The sequence below is a fragment of the Streptococcus sp. k-628 genome, from assembly GCF_013277475.1.
Lineage (GTDB): Bacteria > Bacillota > Bacilli > Lactobacillales > Streptococcaceae > Streptococcus.
Window position 1 is genome coordinate 19,325 of the sequence record NZ_VMMZ01000013.1, and the last position, 20,803, is coordinate 40,127.

General features: G+C 40.2%; 17 protein-coding genes, 3 tRNA genes and 1 other RNA gene. 2 read left to right on the forward strand and 19 right to left on the reverse strand.

The window, feature by feature from the left end; all coding sequences use genetic code 11:
• Nucleotides 1-14 precede the first annotated feature (14 nt).
• The 3 genes from HT730_RS02085 to HT730_RS02095 are packed head-to-tail and all read right to left on the reverse strand — an operon-like array spanning nucleotide 15 to nucleotide 3,612.
• Nucleotides 15-1,967: a fructose-specific PTS transporter subunit EIIC gene (locus HT730_RS02085; RefSeq protein WP_173306663.1), complete on the reverse strand. Its 1,953-nt coding sequence runs from the start codon at nucleotides 1,965-1,967 to the stop codon at nucleotides 15-17.
• Nucleotides 1,964-2,875 (reverse strand): 1-phosphofructokinase, encoded by a 912-nt coding sequence (gene pfkB, locus HT730_RS02090; protein WP_173306664.1) that lies wholly within the window; start codon nucleotides 2,873-2,875, stop codon nucleotides 1,964-1,966. Before pfkB ends, HT730_RS02085 begins: the two co-directional genes overlap by 4 nt.
• Nucleotides 2,872-3,612, reverse strand: coding sequence for a DeoR/GlpR family DNA-binding transcription regulator (locus tag HT730_RS02095; protein WP_004258386.1), 741 nt, complete (start codon nucleotides 3,610-3,612; stop codon nucleotides 2,872-2,874). Before HT730_RS02095 ends, pfkB begins: the two co-directional genes overlap by 4 nt.
• A gap of 161 nt (nucleotides 3,613-3,773) precedes the next feature.
• Between HT730_RS02095 and HT730_RS02100 the strand changes: the two genes are divergently transcribed.
• A tRNA-Ser gene (locus HT730_RS02100) sits at nucleotides 3,774-3,861 on the forward strand.
• Nucleotides 3,862-3,939: 78 nt separating this feature from the next.
• Here the strand turns inward: HT730_RS02100 and HT730_RS02105 are convergent.
• The 3 genes from HT730_RS02105 to cozE all read right to left on the reverse strand — a co-directional run bounded on the left by HT730_RS02105 (nucleotide 3,940) and on the right by cozE (nucleotide 7,679).
• Nucleotides 3,940-5,274: an Nramp family divalent metal transporter gene (locus tag HT730_RS02105; protein WP_173306665.1), complete on the reverse strand. Its 1,335-nt coding sequence runs from the start codon at nucleotides 5,272-5,274 to the stop codon at nucleotides 3,940-3,942.
• A 407-nt stretch (nucleotides 5,275-5,681) separates the two neighbouring features.
• Nucleotides 5,682-6,029: a transfer-messenger RNA gene (gene ssrA / locus HT730_RS02110) on the reverse strand.
• Nucleotides 6,030-6,569: 540 nt separating this feature from the next.
• The gene (gene cozE, locus HT730_RS02115) at nucleotides 6,570-7,679 is read right to left on the reverse strand and encodes a cell elongation protein CozE (protein ID WP_050219086.1); all 1,110 of its coding nucleotides are present in this window, start codon (nucleotides 7,677-7,679) and stop codon (nucleotides 6,570-6,572) included.
• 102 nt (nucleotides 7,680-7,781) lie between these two features.
• On the opposite strand from cozE, the gene pbp3 reads away from it, so the two are divergent.
• The gene (pbp3, locus tag HT730_RS02120; RefSeq protein ID WP_173306666.1) at nucleotides 7,782-9,023 is read left to right on the forward strand and encodes a D-alanyl-D-alanine carboxypeptidase PBP3; all 1,242 of its coding nucleotides are present in this window, start codon (nucleotides 7,782-7,784) and stop codon (nucleotides 9,021-9,023) included.
• 83 nt (nucleotides 9,024-9,106) lie between these two features.
• Here the strand turns inward: pbp3 and sufB are convergent, their stop codons facing one another.
• The 13 genes from sufB to HT730_RS02185 all read right to left on the reverse strand — a co-directional run bounded on the left by sufB (nucleotide 9,107) and on the right by HT730_RS02185 (nucleotide 20,781).
• Nucleotides 9,107-10,519: a Fe-S cluster assembly protein SufB gene (gene sufB / locus HT730_RS02125; protein ID WP_000797046.1), complete on the reverse strand. Its 1,413-nt coding sequence runs from the start codon at nucleotides 10,517-10,519 to the stop codon at nucleotides 9,107-9,109.
• A 57-nt stretch (nucleotides 10,520-10,576) separates the two neighbouring features.
• Complete coding sequence (sufU, locus tag HT730_RS02130; RefSeq protein ID WP_112443549.1) at nucleotides 10,577-11,017, reverse strand: Fe-S cluster assembly sulfur transfer protein SufU; 441 nt, start codon at nucleotides 11,015-11,017, stop codon at nucleotides 10,577-10,579.
• Entirely contained in the window at nucleotides 11,004-12,230 is a 1,227-nt protein-coding gene (locus tag HT730_RS02135; protein WP_173306667.1) for a cysteine desulfurase, read from the reverse strand. The genes sufU and HT730_RS02135 overlap by 14 nt, the downstream gene beginning before the upstream one ends.
• 10 nt (nucleotides 12,231-12,240) lie before the next feature.
• On the reverse strand, nucleotides 12,241-13,503 hold the full coding sequence (gene sufD / locus HT730_RS02140) for a Fe-S cluster assembly protein SufD (RefSeq protein ID WP_173306668.1): 1,263 nt from the start codon (nucleotides 13,501-13,503) through the stop codon (nucleotides 12,241-12,243).
• Between the two features lie 27 nt (nucleotides 13,504-13,530).
• Nucleotides 13,531-14,301 (reverse strand): Fe-S cluster assembly ATPase SufC, encoded by a 771-nt coding sequence (sufC, locus tag HT730_RS02145; protein ID WP_049509813.1) that lies wholly within the window; start codon nucleotides 14,299-14,301, stop codon nucleotides 13,531-13,533.
• Between the two features lie 149 nt (nucleotides 14,302-14,450).
• Nucleotides 14,451-14,645 (reverse strand): DUF3272 domain-containing protein, encoded by a 195-nt coding sequence (locus tag HT730_RS02150; RefSeq protein WP_001041547.1) that lies wholly within the window; start codon nucleotides 14,643-14,645, stop codon nucleotides 14,451-14,453.
• A gap of 27 nt (nucleotides 14,646-14,672) precedes the next feature.
• Complete coding sequence (gene dnaX, locus HT730_RS02155) at nucleotides 14,673-16,328, reverse strand: DNA polymerase III subunit gamma/tau (protein ID WP_173277422.1); 1,656 nt, start codon at nucleotides 16,326-16,328, stop codon at nucleotides 14,673-14,675.
• Nucleotides 16,328-16,825 (reverse strand): GAF domain-containing protein, encoded by a 498-nt coding sequence (locus tag HT730_RS02160; RefSeq protein ID WP_173277424.1) that lies wholly within the window; start codon nucleotides 16,823-16,825, stop codon nucleotides 16,328-16,330. The genes dnaX and HT730_RS02160 overlap by 1 nt, the downstream gene beginning before the upstream one ends.
• 85 nt (nucleotides 16,826-16,910) lie before the next feature.
• Nucleotides 16,911-18,113, reverse strand: coding sequence for a 30S ribosomal protein S1 (gene rpsA / locus HT730_RS02165; RefSeq protein ID WP_112443543.1), 1,203 nt, complete (start codon nucleotides 18,111-18,113; stop codon nucleotides 16,911-16,913).
• 161 nt (nucleotides 18,114-18,274) lie between these two features.
• A tRNA-Gln gene (locus tag HT730_RS02170) sits at nucleotides 18,275-18,346 on the reverse strand.
• A 9-nt stretch (nucleotides 18,347-18,355) separates the two neighbouring features.
• Nucleotides 18,356-18,436, reverse strand: a tRNA-Tyr gene (locus HT730_RS02175).
• Between the two features lie 49 nt (nucleotides 18,437-18,485).
• Nucleotides 18,486-18,716 carry a DUF2969 domain-containing protein gene (locus tag HT730_RS02180; protein WP_000037113.1) on the reverse strand — a complete coding sequence of 77 codons (231 nt, stop codon included), beginning with the start codon at nucleotides 18,714-18,716 and terminating at the stop codon, nucleotides 18,486-18,488.
• Between the two features lie 97 nt (nucleotides 18,717-18,813).
• Nucleotides 18,814-20,781 carry a peptide ABC transporter substrate-binding protein gene (locus HT730_RS02185; RefSeq protein ID WP_173306669.1) on the reverse strand — a complete coding sequence of 656 codons (1,968 nt, stop codon included), beginning with the start codon at nucleotides 20,779-20,781 and terminating at the stop codon, nucleotides 18,814-18,816.
• Nucleotides 20,782-20,803 lie beyond the last annotated feature (22 nt).

Below are 20,803 nucleotides of genomic sequence, written 5' to 3' on the forward strand. Positions count from 1 at the left end.
TTTCTATCTAATTTTTATGCTTGTGGTTTGCGTAGGTAACCATAAACCACACCACTTACGATTGCTCCTACCAAGACAGAAACGAGGTAAAGAAGAGCATTTGAAGTAAGCGCGATAACGAAGATTCCTCCGTGTGGCGCCATGAGTTTGATACCAGTAAGACCAACGAGTCCACCTGCTACTGCTGAACCAAGGATGAAGCTTGGGATAGCACGAGCTGGGTCAGCGGCACCAAATGGAATCGCTCCCTCAGTGATAAATGACAAGCCCATGATGATGTTTGTCAAACCTGAGTTGCGTTCTTCCTTAGTAAATTTATCTTTGAAAAGAAGAGTTGCGACAAAGATTGCAAGTGGTGGCACCATTCCTCCAGCCATAACTGCTGCCATAGCCACAGAACCACCTGAAGAAACAGACGCTGCAAGCGTACCTGTACCAAAGACATAAGCCGCTTTGTTAACTGGTCCACCCATGTCAACAGCCATCATTCCACCAAGGACGATACCAAGAAGGACAGCTGAACCTCCTCCAAGACCACCTAGGAAGTCATTCATAGCAGTGTTGATTGCTGCCATTGGGATATTAACAGCTAGCATGACAAATCCAGTCAAGATTGTTCCAAGAAGTGGCAAAAGAAGGATTGATTTAGCACCTTCAAGTGAACGTGGAACTTTGACATATTTCTTGATAGCAAGAACTAAAGCACCTGCGATAAATCCACCAACAAGGGCACCTAGGAAACCAGATGAGACACCTGCAAGAGTTGAAGTTGCTTCACCACCTGCGGCATAAGGAATTTTACCAAAGGCAAAACCTTCTTTGGCAATAGCACCAGCCACGAAACCTGCTACCAAGCCTGGTTTTTCAGCGATAGAGTAGGCAACATAACCTGCAAAGACTGGAAGCATCAAACCAAAGGCCGCTCCACCAATTTTCATAAACATAGAAGCTAGTTCATGGTAGGAACCAAGATTGCCAAGATTTTCATTTGGAACACCCAAAGCACCGTCAATCAAGAAGGCAAGGGCAATCATGATACCACCACCGATAACGAATGGCAACATTTGCGATACACCACTCATCAAGTGTTTGTAGAAGGCACCACCAAGGCTTTGTTTTTCGTTAGAGGCTGTTGCAGCTTTTGCACCATTAGCAGCACAGTAGACTTCAGCATCTCCAGAAAGAGCCAAGTTGATCAACTCTTCTGTCTTACGGATACCGTCAGCAACCGGACGATTGATCAATGGTTTACCATCAAAACGATCCATCTCAACTGCCTTGTCTGCAGCGATGATAACAGCTTTAGCCTTGCGGATGTCCTCAGCAGTTAGTTGGTTTCCAACACCGCTAGCACCGTTGGTTTCGACCTTAATTCCAATACCCATTTCAGCAGCCACTTTTTGAAGGGCTTCTTGGGCCATGTAAGTGTGGGCAATACCTGTCGTACAAGCTGTAACAGCTACGATAAAGTCACCAGAGTCATTAGCAGGTGCTTGAACAGGTTCCTCAGTTTTTTCTGAAGCTTGGTCAAAAAGTTCAATGACTTGGTCAGCTGATGTTACTTGACGAAGTTTATCAGCAAAGCCATCTTTCATCAAGTATTGAGACAATTCTGCCAAGGCTGCCAAGTGAGTGTCATTGGCTCCTTCTGGAGCTGCAATCATAAAGAAAAGGTCAGTTGGTTGCCTATCCAAGCTCTCATAGTCGACACCCTTGTTTGACTTGGCAAAGAGAACTGTCGCTTCTTTGACAGCGGCATTTTTGCTGTGAGGCATTGCGATTCCGTCACCCAAACCAGTAGAAGTCAAAGCTTCACGCGCCAAAATGCCTTCTTTAAAGGTTTCAAAATCTGTCACATAACCGTGGTCTGTCAAGCTTTTAATCATCTCTTCGATGACAGCTGTTTTTTCAGTTGCTTGCAAATCCAGCAACATGACATCTTTTCTCAATAGGTCTTGAATTTTCATCGTTTTTCTACCTCAACTTTTTCATATGTTTCTTTAATAAATTCTGCCGTTGCCAAGTCATCCGAGAAGGTGGTTGCCGTTCCGCAAGCTACTCCCCATTTGAAGGCTTCTACTGCGTCTTTTGATTTGACAAATTCACCTGTAAATCCAGCGACCATAGAATCGCCAGCTCCGACAGAATTTTTGACTGTTCCTTTGATTGGTTTAGCGAAATAAGCTCCCTCAGATGTGACAAGAAGGGCACCATCACCAGCCATAGAGATAATGACGTTTTGAGCACCCTTAACCAGTAACTCTCGAGCATATTTCTCAATTTGGTCCAAACTGTCGAGTTTAACCCCAAAAATCGCTCCAAGCTCGTGATTATTTGGTTTGACCAAAAGCGGCTGGTAGTCCAAACTATCAATCAAGGTCTGTCCTTCAAAGTCACAAACCACTTGCGCACCCGTCTGACGCGTCAAAGCAATCAAATCCTTATAGATGACATTGCCTAGGTTTTTAGCACTTGAACCAGCAAAGACAACTGTATCTTCTGTAGTCAAACTAGATAAAATAGCTTTCAATTCTTCTAGCTGTGCCGGCTCAACAGTTGGACCAGTCCCATTGATTTCTGTTTCTTGGTCTGCTTTGATTTTAACATTGATACGAGTATCTTCTGCCACTTGGACAAAACGTGTCTCGATTTCTTCATCAGCCAAAGTATTTGTGATAAATTTACCAGTAAAACCTCCGATAAATCCAGTTGCTGTATTGGGAATATCCAAGCGCTTCAAGACACGACTGACATTGATTCCTTTCCCACCAGCAAACTTATCATCACTGTCCATACGATTGACACTACCGACTTGGACTTGGTCCAAACGAACGATATAGTCAATGGATGGATTGAGTGTGACTGTATAAATCATACTTCTATTACCTCCGTTTTCTCCTTAATAGTCTGCAAGAGCTCATGCCCTTGACTTGTGATAACAATAGCTCGTTTGAGTGGTGCTACCTTGGCAAAGCAAGTTTGTCCAATTTTAGACGAATCCACCAAGACATAGGTCTGTTTGGCATTCTCCAAAATAGCACGCTTCACAGCACCCTCCTCCATATCAGGAGTCGTATAATAGCCATCATCCACACCATTCATCCCGATAAAGGCACGATCAAAGTGCAATTGGTTAATCTGGTTAAGAGCAACGCCTCCGATGCTAGCATCTGTCGCCATCTTGACACTCCCTCCAACCATGACAGTTGGAATCTGCTTTTCAACCAACTGAGCAGCATGGTGAATGGAGTTGGTCACGACTGTGACATTTTTATTAACCAATTCATGAATCAAAAAGGCTGTCGTTGTTCCAGCATCGATAAAGATGACATCTTGTTCCTTGATGAGAGAGGCTGCTTTCTGAGCCAACAACTTCTTCTCTTGAAGGTTTTTGACAGATTTTTCTTGAATGGTTTCTTCTTCCTGCAAGGAATGGGGCAATTCTGCTCCACCATGCACGCGACGAAGCTTGTTTTCCGCTTCCAACTCATCCAAATCTCTTCGAACCGTTGATTCTGACGTTTCTAGCAAACTAACTAATTTTTCTAGAGAAACTACATGATGTTGATTTAACTCCTCTAGAATCAGTTGCTTCCGCTCTGTTTTTAACACTGAATCACCTCCTGTTATCGTTTACACTATTCATTCTATCATACTTTCTTTCAAAGTCAAGCATTTTTTATCATTTTCTTTCAGAATCTATCATTTCTCTTATTTCTAGAATTTTTATTGCAAGATGAGAGCCTTTATGGTAGACTATTTGAGTAAGTATTGGAAGATTACTCAAGAGGCTTAAGAGGCCGTGTTGGAAACGCGGTAGGCGTGTAACAGCGTGCGTGGGTTCGAATCCCATGTCTTCCGTTTATTTTAAAAAAGATACCCAAGAAATCTTGGGTATCTTTTTTCTTATATGCTTGTTTTATAACTCGGGTGAATTTCTTAGAAAATATCAAATAACAATTTCACATTGAGAATTGTTAAGATAATGGAAACAATATAACCAAGGATGGTATTCCATTTAGCATTGGTAAATTCGCCCATCAGTGATTTCTTAGAAGTTAAATAAATCAAAGGGAAGATTGAAAACGGAAGAGCGATTGAAAGAAAGACCTGTGAATATACCAATAACTGATCCAAGGTTTTTTCCTGATGACCAAACAGAACTGCAACTATCATGACAGGTAGCAAGGCAAAGAGGCGAGTCGCCAAACGAATGAACCATTGAGGCAATCTCATATGCAAGAAACCTTCCATAACGATTTGTCCAGTCAAGGTACCCGTAATTGTCGAATTCTGACCACTGGCTAATAAAGCCAAGGCAAACAAGGTTGATAAGGTCGAGCTAGCTATAGCTCCTGCAATAGTAGAATCCTGCAAGGCATTATACATTTGAGAGAAGGCAGAAATCTCGGATGCATGGCCGAAAAAGAGAGCCGCTCCTAAGATCAAAAGAAGGGAGTTAACGACAAAGGCCAAGGATAACTCGAGATTAGAATCCCAGGTCATAAAGCGTACGGCTTTTCGAACATCATTTTTGTCCTTGTGATTGATTTTACGAGTCTGTGACAAGGATGAATGCAAATAGAGGTTATGAGGCATAACAGTTGCTCCCACGATCCCTAGTGCCAAGGTTAATTGACTTTCATGCCCTGGCAAAGGACTTTCAAATAAGGTTGCATTCGGTAGATAACCCTCAACGATTCCTTGGAAGCTTGGATGTGACAAGGCTACAAGATAGGTAAAAATTGCTAGAATGGTTAAAATCAGTGTTGTCACAATAGCTTCAATCTTCTTAAAGCCAAATTTCATCAGAAGCAATAAGAGAAAAACATCCAACACGGTCAAGAGGATGGCTATCATAATCGGAATCTTAAAGAGAAGATTGAGAGCAATCGCTGAACCTAGAACTTCTGCCAGATCTGTCGCCATCAAGGCTAATTCTAAAATCACCCATAGACTATAACGAAGCCATTTAGGTGAATGATGAGCCGTTGCTTGAGCCAGGTCCATCTGGGTTACAATACCAAGCTTTCCTGCCATCTGCTGAAGTTGCATGGCAATGAGAGATGAAATCAAGATAACAAACAAGAGACTATACTTATAGGAAGCACCACCGACTACACTGGTAATCCAGTTTCCTGGATCCATATAACCAACTGCGACAAGAGCACCCGGACCTAAAAAGGCATTTAAATTTTGCCAGAAATGATTGTTATTTGGAGTATCGATAGATTGATTAATCTCAGAGAGTGACACTTTTTTATGAGAAGACATAGATACTTACCTCTTTCTAAACCTACTTTTTCATTATTTTCTATTAGAGAAAAATAAGATTGACTTTAAACTATTAAAACAATGAAAACTATATGAAAAACATTTAGTTTTTTCATTATTTTTCTTAAGGCACCTTAATATTTTTCTTAAGGCACCTTAATTATAACACAAAAATGAAAACTATATGAAAAACATTTAGTTTTTTCATTATTTTTCTTAAGGCACCTTAATTATAACAGAAAATATGATAAAAACTTAAGAAAATTCAGGACTTGATTTAATATTTAGGATACAACAAAATGTTGTATTCTTTTTTTGCAAAAGAATACCAAAGAATAAAATAAAAAACGTTGATTTAACAACGTTTTACCAAGGAATGCAAAAGAATGCAAAAGAATGCAAAGGAATAATGGAGCCGGTGGGAGTCGAACCCACGTCCAAACACCTGCCAACATATTTGTCTACAACCATAGGTTATGTATTAGTTTAACAGTTCCTCGACACATAACTCAAGCCTAGAAACTGCGAGTCTATCAATCTCTTATCAAGCCGCTAGACAAGACTTGATCGTATCTCGCTAATAATAAGACCTGTCATTGAACACGAGCAATCCAAATCGGGTCACGCCTGCTGTTTTTTAGGCAGCTAGAGCGTAAGAAGTGTTATTTTTTGCAGTTATATTTAACTGAGCGTTTACGTCGCCACACGAGTCGCAAAATATGCCTCATAATGCCTGTCGAATCCGTAACGACCCCAAAAGACAATAAAACCATTATACCTTATCTAACACAAAAATGCAAAAAGGAAATCACGTACCTAAAAAAGATACTATTCGAGAAATTTAGCAAACTGGGAGACTAACTACAACTTTCTCAGTGCATAACTTTACGATTGTGAATAGAACTTACGAAATCCAATTAACACATACCTAAGATAAAGCTATCTGTTTTGAAGAAATTCACTAAGAAAATTATTCTAAAATACTTTCAGATGAGAATTTTCCTACTCTCTTTATTTCAATTCATTTGAGTTTAAAAACTATAAAATCAATCCTTATATTATTCGGACTACTTTTCACTTGTTATGCTAAAATAAATAAGTTTCATTCGAACTTTAATAGACTATGAAAAGTAGTGGAACTTACCCTGACACGAAATCCACTGGTTTTTTCGATTTTTATCAGATTAACTTCTACTATTTTTAGCTGTGACAATTAGTTTAGGACTTTAACTTATCTTCAATCTTCTAATCTAAAGGCCACTTCCAGTAAAGAAAAATCAGGGTTCTCCTGACTTTTACTTAGCTAATTCTCTTTCTCGTTCTTTCATGATTTTATGATTTTCATACAAACGGGATAAGAACTTAGAAATTTCTTTCAAGATAGAATAGGTTGGCACTGCGACAATCATTCCAACTACACCATAGATATTGCTTGACAACAAAAGTAAAACCAAAATCGTGATTGGATGAACCTTCATAACACTTCCTACGATTCGAGGATATAAGATATTGCCATCTACCTGCTGAACAACAAGCATATAAATCACTGCAATCAGCATTCTATGTGGATCAGTGAATATATTTGCGATGATCATAGGAATCAAGCCAATACTTGGCCCCACATAAGGAATTAAATTGGCTACACCAGAAAAAATAGCAAAAACTAAAGCATATTTTAAACCAATAATACTATAGCCAATATAAGCCAAACAACCTATAATGATTGCGTCAATCGAAACTCCACTAATATAGCGAGCAATCGTCGCATTTAAATTCTTTAAGAGACCTGCAATATGCAAGCGATCCCTCTTTAGAATCGTTCTTTCAAGCATGGGCAAGAATTTATGTCCATCTAATAAGAAATAAACCAAAAAAACCGGAGTCATAATCAAAATCAAAACAGTACTGATAAGAGCTGACAAGACGCTCCCCACACTATTTGATACGCTATTTAGGATCTTTTGAAGAATATCAACATAGGATAAGTTTAACTGCTGAATTGTAGCTTCTACATCTAAATTCTGGAGCGCAGGGTAATTAGATAAGTCTATGATTAAGTCTTGTACTCGACTATAAATAGTTTGACTAGATATAATCAAGCTAGATAACTGATTAATCAAAATAGGTAAGAGATAGACAACACCTATGACCATTCCCCAGACCAAAGCACACAAGGTAATTAAAATACCAAGTAAACGATTGAGTTTACAGACTTTATTTAAGAAAGTAACAATAGGGTTTGTCAAGTAATAAAGAAAGCCCCCTAATAAAAATGGAATCATAATTGTATTAAGCACGCTAACAAAAGGGTTAATCAAAGACCCCATCTGTCTCCATAGGTAAAAGATGATTGTTAAGAGTAAAATTTCTGTGGTCCAAAAAAATAATTTATTTCTACGAAACATGAGTTACCTCCCTCACTCTATTTTACCATATTTTCAAAAAGCTTAACGGATGAATTATTAAAGCAAGAATATTTTTTTTCTTTATGATAGAATAAGACTACTATGAAAAAAATATTTTTAACTTTATTAACTGTCTCCCTTTTAGGAGGTGCTTCTACTGTTGCTGCTCAAGATTTTACCGTTGCCGCTAAACATGCCATTGCTGTTGAGGCAAATACTGGTAAAATTCTCTATGAGAAGGATGCAACGCAACCTGTCGAAATTGCTTCCATAACAAAATTGATTACTGTTTATCTAGTCTATGAAGCTCTGGAAAAGGGAAGTATCACACTATCCACCCCAGTAGATATTTCTGATTATCCTTATCAATTGACGACAAATTCTGAAGCCAGTAATGTTCCTATGGAGGCCCGTAATTATACTGTCGAAGAGTTACTTGAAGCAACTCTGGTATCTAGTGCCAACAGCGCCGCTATTGCCCTAGCTGAGAAAATTGCTGGCTCAGAGAAAGACTTCGTTGATATGATGCGGGCCAAACTCCTGGAATGGGGAATCAAAGATGCCACGGTTGTCAATACAACTGGTCTGAACAACGAGACTCTAGGAGATAATATTTACCCAGGATCTAATAAAGATGATGAAAATAAGCTCAGTGCTTATGATGTTGCCATCGTTGCCCGCAACCTCATCAAAAAATACCCACAAGTCTTAGAAATCACCAAAAAACCTTCTTCTACTTTTGCTGGGATGACAATCACTTCTACCAACTACATGTTAGAAGGTATGCCTGCTTATCGCGGTGGTTTTGATGGACTGAAAACAGGAACAACAGATAAGGCTGGAGAGTCTTTTGTTGGTACTACTGTGGAAAAAGGGATGAGGGTTATCACAGTTGTTTTAAATGCAGATCATCAAGACAATAATCCTTACGCTCGATTTACAGCTACATCTTCCCTAATGGATTATATTTCTTCTACATTTACACTTCGCAAAATCGTTCAGCAAGGCGATGCCTATCAAGATAGCAAAGCCCCTGTACAAGATGGAAAAGAAGATACGGTCACTGCAGTGGCCCCAGAGGATATCTATCTAATTGAACGTGTTGGGAACCAATCTTCCCAATCTATTCAATTCACACCTGATTCTAAAGCAATCCCAGCACCACTTGAAGCCGGAACAGTAGTTGGCCATCTGACTTACGAAGACAAGGACTTGATCGGTCAAGGTTACATCACCACAGAGCGCCCTAGTTTCGAAATGGTTGCAGACAAGAAAATTGAAAAAGCCTTCTTCTTAAAAGTTTGGTGGAATCAGTTTATCCGATTTGTTAATGAGAAATTATAAAAAAATCGCGGTTTAAAATCGCGATTTTTTATTACAAGTTCATCTTCACAGTCCTTGATTTTTAGTAAATCTAAAATCAAATTTTATCCGACTGACCCTTCCATTTCATAGCTAATCAAGCGGTTCAGCTCAACAGCATACTCCATTGGAAGTTCTTTTGTGAAGGGCTCCACAAATCCCATGACAATCATCTCTGTTGCCTCAGATTCTGACAATCCACGGCTCATGAGGTAATAGAGTTGCTCTTCTGAAATCTTAGAAACCTTTGCTTCGTGTTCCAAAGCAACTTGCGAGTTGTGGATTTCATTAAATGGAATGGTATCTGATGCTGACAAGTCATCCATGATAATGGTATCACACTCGATGTGAGAGACAGATTTCTTAGAGTTTTTATTAAAGGTTACTTGACCACGGTAGTCAACCTTTCCTCCACCTTTAGCGATAGATTTAGACACGATAGACGAGCTTGTATGTGGAGCATTGTGGATCATCTTAGCACCCGTGTCTTGGTGTTGCCCTGCATTAGCAAAGGCAATAGAAAGCATAGTACCACGCGCACCTTCTCCATCAAGGTAAACAGATGGGTATTTCATAGTTGTCTTGGCACCCAAGTTTCCATCAATCCACTCAACAGTCGCATCTTTCAAGGCTTTAGCACGTTTGGTTACCAAGTTATAGACGTTATCAGACCAGTTTTGGATGGTTGTATAACGCATATAAGCACCATCCAAGGCAAAAATTTCTACGATGGCAGCATGCAAGCTGTTACTTGAATAAGTTGGCGCTGTACATCCTTCTACATAATGGACACTTGCTCCCTCATCAACGATAATCAAGGTACGTTCAAACTGACCAGTATTTTCGTTGTTGATACGGAAGTAAGTTTGAAGAGGAATATCTACCTTGACCCCTTTTGGTACGTAGATAAAGGTTCCACCTGACCATACTGCCGAATTGAGAGCAGCCAACTTATTATCTGTCGGCGGTACCAACTTAGCAAAGTATTGTTTAAACAAGTCTGGGTACTCTTTGAGAGCAGAATCCGTATCTGTAAAGATGATACCTAACTTCTCAAATTCTTCCTTCATGTTATGGTAAACTACTTCTGACTCGTACTGGGCAGAGGCACCGGCTAGATAGGCACGCTCAGCTTCTGGAATTCCGATACGTTCAAAGGTTTCTTTAATTTTTTCAGGCACATCATCCCAAGAACGAGCTGGCTTATCAGATGGTTTTTGGTAGTAGATCAAGTCATCAAAATCAATCTCTGACAAGTCTGCTCCCCAAGTTTGCATGGGCATTTTTTTAAAGGTTTCATAAGACTTCAAACGGAACTCTAACATCCACTCAGGTTCTCCCTTTGCAGCTGATAGTTCACGAATGACATCTTCATTCAATCCTTTTCCTGTCGATAGGACAGGCTCTACATCATCATGGAAACCAAATTTATATTCACCAAGATCAATTGGTTTTGGTTCTACTCTTTCTTCAGCCATAATATCCTTTCTTTCATTCTTCATTTCTACTGATTCATAAGACAAAAGAAACTTGTCTTATTGTTTTTCTTGATTTTCAATTGTTTTCTTAAGGGCAGTCCAAGCCAAGGTCGCACACTTAATCCGTTGTGGAAATTTTGCAACACCTGACAAGAAGGCTGCATCACCTAGTTGGTCTTGGCGGTCATCTTTTTGTCCTTGAACCATTTCAGAAAAAATTGTCGCAAGTTCTAAGATTTCTTTCTTGGTCTTTCCCAAAACTGCATCTGTCATCATACTTGCAGAGGCAGTTGAGATAGTACAACCTGAGTTTAGAAAAGCGATATCTTCCAAGTGGTCTTCTGCATCAAACTTGACAGAGAGATTGATAACATCGCCACAGGTCGGATTGTTGAGACTGATTTGTTCAGCGTCTTCTAACTTCCCTTGGTGATGTGGATTTTTCGAATGGTCCGCTACCACTGCCATATAGAGGCTATCTAGTTTAGAAAGTGCCATTGAAAAACTCCTTTGTCTTTTGTAAGGCATCAACTAGCTTGTCGCAATCTGCCTTGGTATTGTAGATATAAAAACTTGCACGTGCTGTTGCTGGAACATCCAAATACTGGAGCAAGGGTTGCGCACAGTGGTGACCCGCACGAACTGCCACACCTTCATAATCCAAAGCCGTTGCAAGGTCGTGAGGATGAAGGTCGCCTAGGTTAAAAGCAATGACACCTGAACGTTGAGCCAAGTCCTGTGAACCATAAATAGTCAGTCCTTCAATCTCCTGCAGTTTTGGATAGACGTATGCGATCAATTCCTGTTCATGGGCTTCAATGGCATCCATACCAATCGTTTCCAGATAATCAACTGCAGCAGCAAGTCCGATTGCACCAGCCATGTTAGGAGTTCCAGCCTCGAATTTCCAAGGCAATTCCTTCCAACTAGCCGATTGTTCATAAACGAAATCAATCATCTCACCGCCAAATTCAAGGGGTGACATTTGTTCCAAATACTTCTCTTTGCCGTAAAGGACACCTATCCCAGTCGGACCAGCCATCTTGTGACCTGAAAAAGCAAAGAAGTCCACATCCAAGTCCTGAATATCAATCTTCATATGAGGCGTAGATTGAGCACCATCCACCACCATGATGGCACCAACTTGGTGGGCCATTTGAGTGATTTCCTTGATAGGATTAACCACTCCAAGAACATTTGAGGCATGAGCTAGGGAGACAAATTTCACCTTATCAGTCAATTTAACTCGCAAGTCATCCATATCCAAGGCACCGTCCCTGAGATAAATATAGACCAGCTCAGCCCCAGTCTTACGACAGGCTTCCTGCCAAGGTATGATATTAGAATGGTGTTCCATGATGGAAATCAAGACCTGGTCTCCCTCAGTCAGAACTTCCTCAGCAAAGCGTGCTACCCAGTTGAGACTGGTTGTCGTTCCTCTGGTAAAGAGAACTTCCTTTGTCGAACCTGCATTGATAAACTTAGCAATGGTTTCACGAGCGGCTTCATAGGATGCTGTCGCCCTTTCTGCCAAGGTATGAACACCACGGTGAACATTGGCATTGTCGTTCTCATAGTAGCGGTTAATCGTTTCAAGAACAGCTAGTGGTTTTTGTGTCGTCGCAGCATTGTCCAGATAAACCAACGGTTCATCGTTGACAATCTGGTCTAAAATTGGAAAATCCTTGCGAATCGTTTCTACATCTAACATCGGCTTCCCCTTAGCGTTTTGACAATTTCTCTTCGATAGTCGCAATCATTTCATCACGAACCTCCTTGACTGGAATCTCAACGATAACGGATCCAAGGAAACCACGAACAACCAAACGCTCTGCAGTTGCCTTGTCCAAGCCACGGCTCATGAGGTAGTACATGTCTTCTGGATCTACCTGACCGATAGAAGCTGCATGTCCTGCAGTTACGTCATTTTCATCAATCAAAAGAATTGGATTGGCATCTGAACGCGCTTGGTCTGAAAGCATGAGAACACGACTTTCTTGTTGCGCATCTGCTCCCTTGGCACCCTTGATAATGTGGCCAATACCATTGAAGGTCAAGGTTGCTTTTTCAAGAATAACCCCATGTTGAAGGATATTTCCGATTGAGTTGCAACCATAGTTAGTCACTCGGGTATCAATCCCTTGTACCTGACGGCCACTTGAAAGAGCTACAACTTTCAGGTCAGCATGGCTACCATTTCCAATCAAGTCGCTATCAAAGTCCGCAACGACGTTCCCTTCGTTCATGACACCGATTGCCCAGTCAATGCTTGCATCATTGCCTAATTTACCACGACGGCTAATGTAGGCAGTAACGTTTTCACCTAGACGGTCGATGGCAGCAAACTTGACTTGAGCACCAGAACGTGCAATCACTTCTACTGTGATATTGGCAGTTGCTTTGACACTTCCCTCACCGCGTGACTCTAAACGCTCCAGATAACTAATTTTAGAATTTTTACCAGCGATAATCATAATATGCTTGTTAAACGGCACATTGCTATCGCTATCTTGGTAGAAAATCCCTTCGATTGGTTCAGCAATTTCCACGTTATCAGGAATGTAGAGAACAGCACCACTGTTAAAGTAAGCTGTGTGGTAGGCCGCCAACTTGTCATCGTCATACTTAACAGATGACATGAAGAATTCCTCAATAAGCTCTGGAATCTCTTCTAAAGCTGAGTGGAAGTCTGTAAAGACAACACCCTGTTCAGCTAACTCAACTGGAGTTTGCTCAAAAACAGTTTGAGTTCCTACTTGCACCAACTTCAAGTGATTATCTAGAGCTGTGAAATCTGGAACATTTGCTGATGGCTCGCTTTCTGTAATCGTTCCATCCCCCAGATTCCAACGGTGGAATTTGACACGCTCAATAACTGGTAATTCTAGGCTCTCAATCTTATCAAAAGCTTTTTGACGGAGGTCAGCCAACCAGCTTGGTTCAGCGTGCATTTCTGAAAAAAGTTTAATATTTTCTTTAGTCATTTACTTCTCCTAAAAGATACGAGGGAATTACAATTCTTCCTTGTAGTCGTAGCCAAGTTCTTCAGCTAGTTTTGCGTATCCTTCACGTTCCAAACGCGCAGCCAATTCTGGACCACCAGAAAGGACAACACTACCTTCCATCATCACGTGTACCACATCAGGTGTGATGTAGTTCAAAAGACGTTGATAGTGAGTGATAATCATAGCACCAAAGCCTTCACCACGCATGGCATTCACACCTTTAGACACAACTTTAAGGGCATCAATATCAAGACCTGAGTCAATCTCATCCAAAAGGGCAAAAGTTGGTTCCAACATCAAAAGTTGAAGAATCTCATTACGTTTTTTCTCACCACCAGAGAAACCTTCGTTGAGGTAACGCTCTGCCATTTCTTCTTTCATGTTGAGCAATTCCATTTTTTCATCTAGCTTAGTGATGAACTCGCGAACTGAAATCTTCTCATCGTCTTCTTTACCAGCATTCATGGCTGCACGAAGAAACTCAGCATTGGTAATTCCAGGAATTTCTGATGGGTATTGCATAGCAAGGAAAAGTCCCATACGCGCACGCTCATCTACTTCCAACTCAAGGATGTTTACGCCATCAAACAAAACTTCACCTTTGGTAACTTCATAGTTTGGATTTCCCATGATAGCCGCAGAAAGAGTCGATTTACCTGTACCATTTGGTCCCATGATAGCGGCAATTTCACCTGTTTTCAGGGTCAGGTTAACCCCTTTTAAAATTTCTTTTCCTTCAATCTCAACGTGAAGATCTTTGATCTCTAATACTGACATGATAGTTCCTTTCTTTTTCAAGACTTTTACAGTACTTACTAGAAAAACGTCTGATTTCCCCAGAAATAGAGTAAAAGGTCTATAAATATACTTTTATAGTATAACAAAAAAAAGCCTAAAAGGCTTTGATTTTGTCTGGAAGCTGAGGGCTAGTCTTTCCTATTAAAATGCTGATCGATGACATCAACGATTTTGCCCATCACATAACTGACTCGGAAATTTCTAAAGAGCAAAATAGCCCAAAAGGCTGCCATAATATAGCGGCCAGTCATCCAGGCTTCATTGAAAAAATAGGTCTCAGCAGCTGTAAACAGCGCCATAATAATAAATTGTTGTTTATTCATAAACTTATTGTATCATGAATTCTTTCTTTAGTCTTCCTCTACCTTCACTTTATCAGCCAAAAATTCAAATCCTTCTGGAATCAGGCTTTCTTCTGCTTCTTTTTCAGTTTGAGAAGATTTGGCTTTGGCTGAAAAGGCTGCGCGAACTTCTTTCCATTCCTCCATGGAAATAGCTAAAATCTCAGGTGAAAAACCTGCTGCTTGACTGAGGATGTTGCCAAACATGGTGTTGAGATTGTCTCGTTTCATGGTTTGACCAGCATTGAAGTTAGATTCAAAAGCAAGAATGGCATGGTGTTCATTGGCTGCAACTGGTTGAGATCCGACTAGAAGGGCCTTGTCCGGCCCACCTAGACTTTCGATCACCTCTCCCCAGGCATTCTGCAAACGAATCAGATTTTGACGTGCTAAATCAGGATTTTCAACGGCCTCTTGTAAGATAGATTGAACTTTATTGCGATCCACACGATAGACGGTCTTGCCTGCCGCTGGGCGACTAGGAGCTGGACTTGTTGGCTTGGGCACAGTTCCCACATTGGCGAGTTCTTGTTTGAGACGTGTCACTTCCTGTCTCAGCGAAGCAATTTCATTTTCAACCGCTCCTGAAAGAAATGGCTCAGGCTTAATCTCCGCTAAACGAATGGTCATCATCTCAGCATAAATCTTGGGCTGCAAACTAGACTTAATATCTGCTAAACTCACTGTTGCTAAGCGAATCATTTCAAACAGATTTTCTTGAGGAAGTGCCAAGTTTTCCACAAAGACTGGACTATGATGAGTGTTTTCTCCACCTGTTTGAACAATTAACAAGTCTCTTAAATAGTACAAAAGGTCGGTCACAAAACGGGTCATGCTCTTACCATTGTCAAAGAGAAGATTTAAGCAAGCTAATGCTTTGGGAACATCCTGTTGAGACAAGGCAGCCACATAATCATCCAAGGCTGATAGGCTAATGGTGCCAGTAATTTCTTCAGAGATGGCAGTCGTCAATTCATTTCCCTGTGTTAGACTCAGGGCTTGATCCAAAATAGACAAGGCGTCCCGCATTCCACCTTCCGCCCGTCTGGCAATGATTTCCACAGCCTCTGGTTCAGAACTAATATTTTCTTTTTCTAAGATATAGTGGATATGTTCCTTAATATCCTGTGTCTTAATTGATTTAAATTCAAAACGTTGCACACGGGATAGAATAGTCGCAGGAATCTTGTGCAATTCAGTAGTAGCCAAAATAAAGACCACATTCTGTGTTGGCTCTTCCAGCGTTTTTAGAAGAGCATTAAAAGCCCCTGTAGACAGCATGTGAACCTCGTCTATGATATAAACCTTATAACGGGCAAGACTAGGGGCATAGGTAGATTTATCACGAATTTCACGGATTTCATCGACTCCATTATTAGAGGCCGCATCCATTTCGATGACATCTTCTAAACTACCGTCCGTCACTGCCTGACAAATATAGCAGTTATTACAAGGTTCACCACCCACTTGATTTGGGCAGTTCATAGCCTTGGCAAAGATCTTAGCTACACTGGTTTTTCCTGTTCCACGTGGACCAGAAAAAAGATAGGCATGACTTATTTTCTCTTGCTCCACTGCCTGTTTAAGAGTCTTAGCAACAACTTCTTGACCAACTAACTGGGAGAAGTTTTGACTTCTATATTTTCGATAAAGTGCTTGATACATTAAGATTTTTCCCCAAACATTGTAAAGTCCCATTTCGTATTTTCAAGCAAAATCGCGACAAATTGTTCCAAATAATCTCGATCCGTTGCATCGTAATCCTCAATCTCTGAAGAATCCAGATCCAAAACTCCAAGTAACTGACCATTCTTCATCATCGGCACCACAATTTCACTTTTAGCTAGACTGTCACAAGAAATATAGTTGGGATAGGTCCTTACATCACCAACCAGGACTGTTTCCTGAAACTCAGCAGCTTCACCACATACGCCCTTGCCTAGTGCAATACGGATACAGGAAACACCTCCTTGGAAGGGACCTAAAACCAATTCCTTTCCATCGAACAAATAAAAGCCTGCAAATACAGTATTAGGAAAGCGTGATTTTATGAGAGCACTGGCGTTGGAAAGATTAGCCAAAACATTGGTCTCGCCTTCCAATAGGAAGGACAATTCTTCATTTAACATTTGATAACGTGATTGTTTTTCTGATTTTAACATAGAACTATTATATCAAAAAAGGAGCAGAGACAAAAGAAAAATCCCTTGTTTAGTAAACAAAGGATTTTGTGAATTTTCAATTTGATTAAAGTTCGATATCACCAAACAAATCAGCCATTGAGAATCCTGTTTGTGTTTCTGGAAGTTCGAAATCACGTTTTTCTTGACGTTTTGGACGACGTGGACGAGCAGCACGTTTTTCTTCTTTTTGTCCTTCTTCTTGAGCTGGACGCTCTTCAAGAGCTTTGATAGAAAGTGATACGCGCTCTGCATCTGCGTTAACGTCAAGAACTTTAACTTGAACTTCTTGACCAACTTTAAGAGCTTCTTTTGGATTTTCAATACGTTTGTGTGAAATTTGTGATACGTGAACAAGTCCATCGATACCTGGCAATACTTCAACAAATGCACCGAAGTCAGTCAAACGTTTAACTGTTCCTTCTACTACATCACCTTTAGCCAATTTTTGCTCAACACCATCCCATGGTCCAGGTGTTGTTGCTTTAAGTGAAAGTGATACGCGTCCTTCTTCTTCGTTAAGATCAAGAATTTTCACTTCAATTTCTTCACCAACAGTTACAACTGATTTTGGTGATACGTTACGTTCATGTGACAATTCAGTCAAGTGAACCAATCCGTCAACACCACCAAGGTCGATGAAAGCACCGAAGCTTGTGATACGTGCAACTTTACCAGTTACTACATCACCAACAGCCAATTTACCGAATACTTCAGCGCGAGCTGCTGCTGTAGCTGCTTCAACAACTTCACGACGTGAAAGGATGAAGCGGTTTTCTTTAGCGTCAACTTCTTTGATTTTAGCATCAAATTCTTGACCTACAAAACGCTCAGTGTTACGTACGAAACGAGTATCCAACATTGAAGCTGGGATAAATCCACGAACACCTTCAAATTCTACTGAAAGTCCACCTTTAACGGCACGAGTTCCTTTAACAGTAACAACTTCTTCTTCGCGACCAACAAGTTTGTCCCATGCTTTGCGAGCTTCAAGGCGTTTTTTAGATACAAGGTATGTAACTGTATCAGTATCTTTACCAACTACTTGACGAAGTACAAGAACATCCAATACTTCTCCTACTTTAACAAAGTCATTGATATCTGCATCGCGATCGTTTGTCAATTCGCGAAGAGTCAAGACACCTTCAACACCAGTTCCAGAGATTGCAACGTTAGCTTGAGTCGCATCAACTGTCAATACTTCAGCACTAACAACATCACCAGTCTCAACTTGGCTAACGCTATTTAGCAAATCTTCAAATTCGTTCATCTAAAAAATCCTCCAACAATCAAGTTTTTCTTAAACTTGACATACTTATAATTTTTTTCCTAAGCACCCGCAAGGACATGTTCATATCATTCACGTCTTTCAATTATAAAAATAAAATACCCTAAGATATTTTGCTTTTTATCTTGATTATTACCTAAGAACTGGGGTAGCTGGATTCGAACCAACGCATGAGGGAGTCAAAGTCCCTTGCCTTACCGCTTGGCTATACCCCATTGATGAAATGGAGAGAGAGGGATTCGAACCCCCGAACCCGAAGGAGCGGATTTACAGTCCGCCGCGTTTAGCCTCTTCGCTATCTCTCCTACAATCAACATGGACTATTATATCATGAAAATTTCAAAAAAACAAGACTTATTTTGCTAAATTATAATTTTCAATCAAAATTTCCACAGCTTTTTCCAATTTTTTATAAAAACTATCGACATTCCCATTCTTTATGATGGCAAATTGTCCGTCTAATTCGGCAATTTCTCCGATAACTTTTTTACCAATGGTCAAGGTATAGCCTTCAAAACTGTCTTTTCCTACATTAACTTTGGCATCTGCTACTTGAATTTCGATTTTTTTATCTTTCTTACTCATTTCATACCTCTCTTCACTTTTTCTATTTTACAAGAAAATCCTAAAACTAGCAAGAAAAAACTCTATATCAGGCTTGTCTGATATAGAGTTTTCTGCTTTATTTAATATGTTTTTCTAGTTCTTTTTGGTATTTGCTATTGGATTCCAATTTTTCTTTTTGCCATTTTTTAAGAGCTTCGTCATATTCTTTTGTTGTAACAATATCTTTTTGCAATTTCATTCCTTTAAAGATATATGGATCCCCCTTAATACCAACTTGTGAGTATGGTTTTGAGAATGGCACTACGTTACTTACAACTGGAGAACCACCAGATGAAGCTGTTGGCATCAATAATGAACTATCTGTCAACCAAGCTTGAGCTTTGGCATATTTTTCATATCTCTTCTCTAGGTCAGTGGTCTCAGAAACAGCATCTTCTAACAATTTCTTATATTGATCCAAACCAAGTTTAGCGACAACATCCTTATCTTTTCCTTTCGTAATACCAAGGTGTTTCATGGCAGAACCAGATTTTGGATCCATAATATTCAAGTAAGACGCTGGATCTTGATAGCTTGGAGCCCATCCTGTACTGTTCAAATCATAGTCTTTTTGAGAAGGAACACGCGCTTGTGATGTAATCGTTTCTTTTTCATTATCTGTCATTTGAAGTACATCGATGATAACATTTTCAGCACCAAGAGTTGATTCAATAGACTGTTTGAAAGAGTTGCTTTGTTGAACGGCGATGGTATCTGTTTGTTCAACTGGGACATCCAAGTGAATTGGGAAAGTGACCCCTTTAGATTCCAAGTCTTTCTTAGCCTTTTCAAATGCTGCTTTAGCCTTGTCAGGGTTGTAAATAGAGTCCTTACCGTCAACTAGCTCAACACCTTTCCATTGGTCACCGTAGTTCACCAACTCTGCTTGAGCGATTTGACCAAAGTTCTTACCCCCTGCTTGTACAAAGTTGTCAGGAACGAGGCTGTTACGAATAATCTTGTCCGCACCATCTTCACCGTTTAGCTGGGCAGCATACGAATGACGGTTGAAGGCAAAGTTGATAGCCTGACGGAAGTCCTTATTAAGCATAGCTTCTTTTGTAGAAGTCTTTTGCTCTTCGCTTGTTTTCGCAGTTTTATTGTATGACTGACGATTTACGTTAAAAGTAAAGTAATAACTACTTGAGTCCTGTGGGCTATAAGTGATTTTATCTCCGTATTCTTTCAAAGTCGAAGCAAAGTTTGAGCTGCTTGGGAAGAGACGGGCTGTCGTATAAGCACCAGAGGAGAAGCTACGGATCAAAGATTCCTGATCTGAACCATCGTAGTAGGTCAATTTAATCTTCTCAATTTTAACATTTTCTTTATCCCAGTAATTTGGATTTTTTTCATATTCAATCAACGATTTAGAAGTCAATGTTTTTAAGAAATAAGGACCATTGTAGAGAATACCTGCTGGGCTAACCTCTCCGTAATTCTTTCCTGATGCCTTTAAAAACTCTTCATTTACAGGCAACATCGTCGCTGTAGTCACTTTTGAATTCCAGAAACTTTCTGGCGCATTCAATGTATACTCAACTGTGTAGTCATCCAAAGCTTTAACACCAACTGTAGAGAAATCATTGGTTTCACCAGTCATATAGGCGTCCAAGCCTTTGATTGAATTTTGGATGAGAGAGACACCGTCTGACTTACCATCAGCCACGTGTTTTAGTCCTGTCACAAAGTCATGGGCTGTTACTTCTGCGTATTCTTCACCTTCTGAAGTGTACCATTTCACTCCCTTACGAAGTTTATAGGTATAAGTCAATCCATCTTTTGAGACAGACCAATCCTCAGCCAAAGAAGGAATAACATTACCATATTTATCATTTTCCATCAAACCATCAACGACATTCCCGATAATATCTGTTGTGGATGTACGCGTTGCTATGCTATAGTCCAAGGATGCTGGATCCACTGCATAGACATACGAGAATGTTGTCGGTGCATCTGCTTCTTTATCAGCTTTTCCACAAGCTACTAAAAAAGCTGTTGTACTCAGGACTAGTCCTGCTGTTAAGAGCCACTTTTTCGATTTCATAAAAAATCTCCTTTAGTTTATT

Bases quoted from the DNA above. Each gene is read 5' to 3' on its own strand.
- HT730_RS02085 (WP_173306663.1), bottom strand. From the start codon at position 1,967: ATGAAAATTCAAGACCTATTGAGAAAAGATGTCATGTTGCTGGATTTG.
- pfkB (WP_173306664.1), bottom strand. From the start codon at position 2,875: ATGATTTATACAGTCACACTCAATCCATCCATTGACTATATCGTTCGT.
- HT730_RS02105 (WP_173306665.1), bottom strand. From the start codon at position 5,274: ATGTCTTCTCATAAAAAAGTGTCACTCTCTGAGATTAATCAATCTATC.
- cozE (WP_050219086.1), bottom strand. From the start codon at position 7,679: ATGTTTCGTAGAAATAAATTATTTTTTTGGACCACAGAAATTTTACTC.
- pbp3 (WP_173306666.1), top strand. From the start codon at position 7,782: ATGAAAAAAATATTTTTAACTTTATTAACTGTCTCCCTTTTAGGAGGT.
- sufB (WP_000797046.1), bottom strand. From the start codon at position 10,519: ATGGCTGAAGAAAGAGTAGAACCAAAACCAATTGATCTTGGTGAATAT.
- sufU (WP_112443549.1), bottom strand. From the start codon at position 11,017: ATGGCACTTTCTAAACTAGATAGCCTCTATATGGCAGTGGTAGCGGAC.
- HT730_RS02135 (WP_173306667.1), bottom strand. From the start codon at position 12,230: ATGTTAGATGTAGAAACGATTCGCAAGGATTTTCCAATTTTAGACCAG.
- sufD (WP_173306668.1), bottom strand. From the start codon at position 13,503: ATGACTAAAGAAAATATTAAACTTTTTTCAGAAATGCACGCTGAACCA.
- sufC (WP_049509813.1), bottom strand. From the start codon at position 14,301: ATGTCAGTATTAGAGATCAAAGATCTTCACGTTGAGATTGAAGGAAAA.
- HT730_RS02150 (WP_001041547.1), bottom strand. From the start codon at position 14,645: ATGAATAAACAACAATTTATTATTATGGCGCTGTTTACAGCTGCTGAG.
- dnaX (WP_173277422.1), bottom strand. From the start codon at position 16,328: ATGTATCAAGCACTTTATCGAAAATATAGAAGTCAAAACTTCTCCCAG.
- HT730_RS02160 (WP_173277424.1), bottom strand. From the start codon at position 16,825: ATGTTAAAATCAGAAAAACAATCACGTTATCAAATGTTAAATGAAGAA.
- rpsA (WP_112443543.1), bottom strand. From the start codon at position 18,113: ATGAACGAATTTGAAGATTTGCTAAATAGCGTTAGCCAAGTTGAGACT.
- HT730_RS02180 (WP_000037113.1), bottom strand. From the start codon at position 18,716: ATGAGTAAGAAAGATAAAAAAATCGAAATTCAAGTAGCAGATGCCAAA.
- HT730_RS02185 (WP_173306669.1), bottom strand. From the start codon at position 20,781: ATGAAATCGAAAAAGTGGCTCTTAACAGCAGGACTAGTCCTGAGTACA.